Raw genomic sequence first — 3,276 nt, 5'->3', positions numbered from 1 at the left:
CAAAAGAAGATATCGCAAATCAGATACAAACCAAGGTATATCCCTGGATTCTGGAGACCATCCGAGAGTAAGCCCCGCTATATTCCGGGCTCATGGAAAGGAGTAACAGAGAAAAAGAAATTATCACAAATCAGGCATAAACCAAGGTATATTCCAGGGTTATGGAGTCCATTTGAGAGTAAGCCCAAATATATTCCAGGATCATGGAAAGGAACAACTGTGAAAAAGGCTTCTTCAAGAACTGGTTACAAACCTCGTTACATTCCCGGTCTCTGGAGAGCAACGAAGGAAGGTTCAAAAGTAGAGAGCAGAACTCGCTATATACCCGGCTCCTGGAAAGGAACAAAGCAGAAGAAGGCTACATCGAAGACCAGCTTTAAACCACAGTACATCCCTGGCTCGTGGAAACCAAGGATTTAAACACTAAATAGGATTTACATACTCAGGAAGGAAAGCAGGATATTACAGGTATAATTCTTGTAATTTATTTTATGAAGGTTCATGTCATTATTAAAGTCAAATTACTAAAATTGTTTAATCAGCAAGGACTTTTGAAGTCAAATCCTGCTGCAAATCTCAGATTAAATACAGTTGACATGTATCTTCACATAGATAGTGGTAGAACAACCACTATCACTATTTCTCCAGAAATTCAAGCAACTTTTTGAGAATATCAATCAGGCTTACGTCGTTCTCAAACAGAAGATAAAATCTTCGGAAAGGAATAACAGCTTTCAATTCTAGTTTGACATACACTCCAGATATATACATCTACTTTTTCAGTCCGCTCATGCTTTTTTCATTAAAGTAAAGATTAATTCTGGCTTGAAGATTCTTTTCAGGAAAATCCAGTCAATTGTAAAGCTATACTTAAAGTAATGAATTTTTGAGGATTCATAAACAGGTACGCAGAATTACTGGATTTTTTACACAGATTTTGCAAAAAGATGAAGATTATATGGCACTGCATTGTAAACCCGTTATTTTTTAAAACAGAAAAAATAATTAGAAGGGAGAAAATTAAAAGGGAAATAAAAAGTGAAATAAGCAGGAACAAAGTAGACTTCTAAAAGGGGTTATCATGCCTGGGAAATATGAGAGCCTTATTGAAAAGGCATCAGAATTGGGAATCAAGGCTTATTTTTTGAAAGCGGGGGATATTCCTGTTGAGAACCGGATTGCTCTTAAGTGCGCTTACGGATGCAGAGGCTATGGGAAGAGACTTAGCTGCCCACCTTATGTTATGTCGGTTGATGAGTTCAGGAAAGTAATAAGGGAGTATAATAGTGCCCTCCTCCTTGTAGACGAATATGACACATCAGGGATTCAGGATATTCTTGAAGCCTGGTCAGAGCTCAGAAAGGATTCTTTTCATAAAATGTTCGAGCTTGAACAGGAAGCTTTCAGGGAAGGCTTTATCTTTGCTCATCTCCTGAGGCCCGGCTCCTGCAATGAATGTGAGATCTGTAACCTTGAAAAATGCGTAAATCCTGAAATGAGACGCTTTGCACCCGAAGCTGTTGGAATAAATATCCAGAAAGCAATGGAAGAAGCAGGGCTCATGCTTGAGTTCTGCAAGCCAGAAAAGACCTCATGTGTAGGGATTTTGCTTTTAGAGTGAAAACTTTCTCTGGATCGTGGGAACTAGCAACAGAAAATTAAGCTTTTGGGTTATCAGTTATCTTTCCATCTGAGGGATTCCTTTACTTCTTCCCGGCAGATAACTTTGCCATAGAGCAGATCTGCTCAAGGGGCATGGAAATTTTCAACGAAAATATTCCTTTTGCTTCCGCAGGTGAGACTCTGGACATTTCCGATGATAAGCTGTGGATTTCATAGAAGTTATCAAGAAGGTCAACTGTGCCACTATTCACCGAACCATATCCAAAAACAGTGTCATAACCCGGGTCTCCAAGATCTTCAGCAGAACAGCAGAGGATTTCACGGATTTCACTGCTGCTCTTCTCAGGGTACTTACTCCATACAAGAGCTCCGATCCCTGCAACAGAAGGAGCAGAAGCGCTTGTACCTGCAAAGAAGCTGTCTTCCCCTTTTGTGCCTGAAACTCTCACATTACCTGGCCCGCTCAGGTCTGTTTTGTTCCTGAGCTCGTAATTAGGATAATAAATGCTTACAGGACCGCGTGAAGAGTAGGATGCTATGCCTGTTTTTTCCGGATTTCGCGAATCAACAGCTCCAACGCATATAACCTCCGGGACGGCAGGGTGCCCGAAAACAGAGTCCTCCTCGACAAGATTATCAGGATAGATTTTTACAGAAGAGTTAGAATAGATGTAAACTTCCAGTATCTTATCCTGCCCGCAGTTCTTTTTAACGGAGATGCTTACATTATTTACAGAATCTTCCCTGTTAGTGTACTGGATATATTCAAGAGGTGTACCTGTGCCACTCTGTACCTTTTCACTTGCAGCCAGTTCTTCCCCGCTGTAGCGGTCATAAAAATAAAGATCATAGTCGTTTTCAGAACAGTTCCAGGAATCATTCCACTGGAGAACTACAGTTACTTTTTCCCCGGAGGGGACATCCACGTAAAGATTTCTGGAAGAGCTGGTTCCTGAACTGAAATCGTGCCAGCCTGACCCGTTGTCAAAAAACATCCCCTGATAATGGCGTCCTGCATCATTACCTGCTGCACTTACATAGAGAATATCCTGGCTTTTAATTACTTCTTTAATATGGGAAGCTACAATTCCGTCTTCGAAGAAAGGTTCGTCAGGCCATCCAACATCATCACAGATAATCTGGCAGCCTTCGGCAATAAGAGTATCAACAGCTCTGTTAAATTCTAGCTTATTATTGCCTGCGCTATGGAAGTAGAGTTCTGCACCTGGAGATACCTTGTGGACTATTTCGAGTATTACAGTTCCCTCAGTTCCATTTCCTGGAGAAAGCACATGTATGCCCTCGGGCAGGGCTCCCGAATTCACAGCTTCGGATAGATCTTCTACACCATCAGAAATTATTCCGATTTTTATTCCGGATCCGGTTACTTCGCCCTGCTGCCAGAAACCCGTTGAAGAGAAAAGCCCTGTTTCTTTTCTGTCTATTTTTCGAATAACAGGAGAAACAGCTGGCTGAACAGAATACACTCCCTCAAGAGAGGATAACTCTTCAATTAATTCCGGTTTAACACAAACGGCAGCGACACCTGAACCTTCATCCCATTCTTCAACCCTGGAGCAGGAGTTCAGAACTTCTGCATCTGCACCAGGAAAAAGACGTACATATGCGGTCAGATTCTCTTCTTCTACTTTA

3 protein-coding genes are annotated in these 3,276 nt (G+C 41.5%); 2 read left to right on the top strand and 1 reads right to left on the bottom strand.

Annotation, left to right across the window (positions count from 1 at the left end; all coding sequences use genetic code 11):
- Both PLL47_RS14260 and PLL47_RS14255 read left to right on the top strand, forming a co-directional pair.
- A partial coding sequence (locus PLL47_RS14260; protein WP_324447137.1) for a hypothetical protein occupies positions 1 to 420 on the top strand: 420 nt, incomplete at its 5' end.
- A 661-nt stretch (positions 421 to 1,081) separates the two neighbouring features.
- Positions 1,082 to 1,621: a DUF2284 domain-containing protein gene (locus PLL47_RS14255; RefSeq protein WP_324447135.1), complete on the top strand. Its 540-nt coding sequence runs from the start codon at positions 1,082 to 1,084 to the stop codon at positions 1,619 to 1,621.
- Positions 1,622 to 1,703: 82 nt separating this feature from the next.
- Here the strand turns inward: PLL47_RS14255 and PLL47_RS14250 are convergent.
- Positions 1,704 to 3,276 (bottom strand): S8 family peptidase (locus PLL47_RS14250; RefSeq protein WP_324447133.1); only part of this gene is annotated, 1,573 nt, incomplete at its 5' end.

The organism is Methanosarcina sp., assembly GCF_035390745.1.
In the GTDB taxonomy this organism is placed as follows: domain Archaea; phylum Halobacteriota; class Methanosarcinia; order Methanosarcinales; family Methanosarcinaceae; genus Methanosarcina.
The sequence above is the reverse complement of the archived record's forward strand: the minus strand, read 5'-3'. Positions and strand labels throughout refer to the sequence as shown.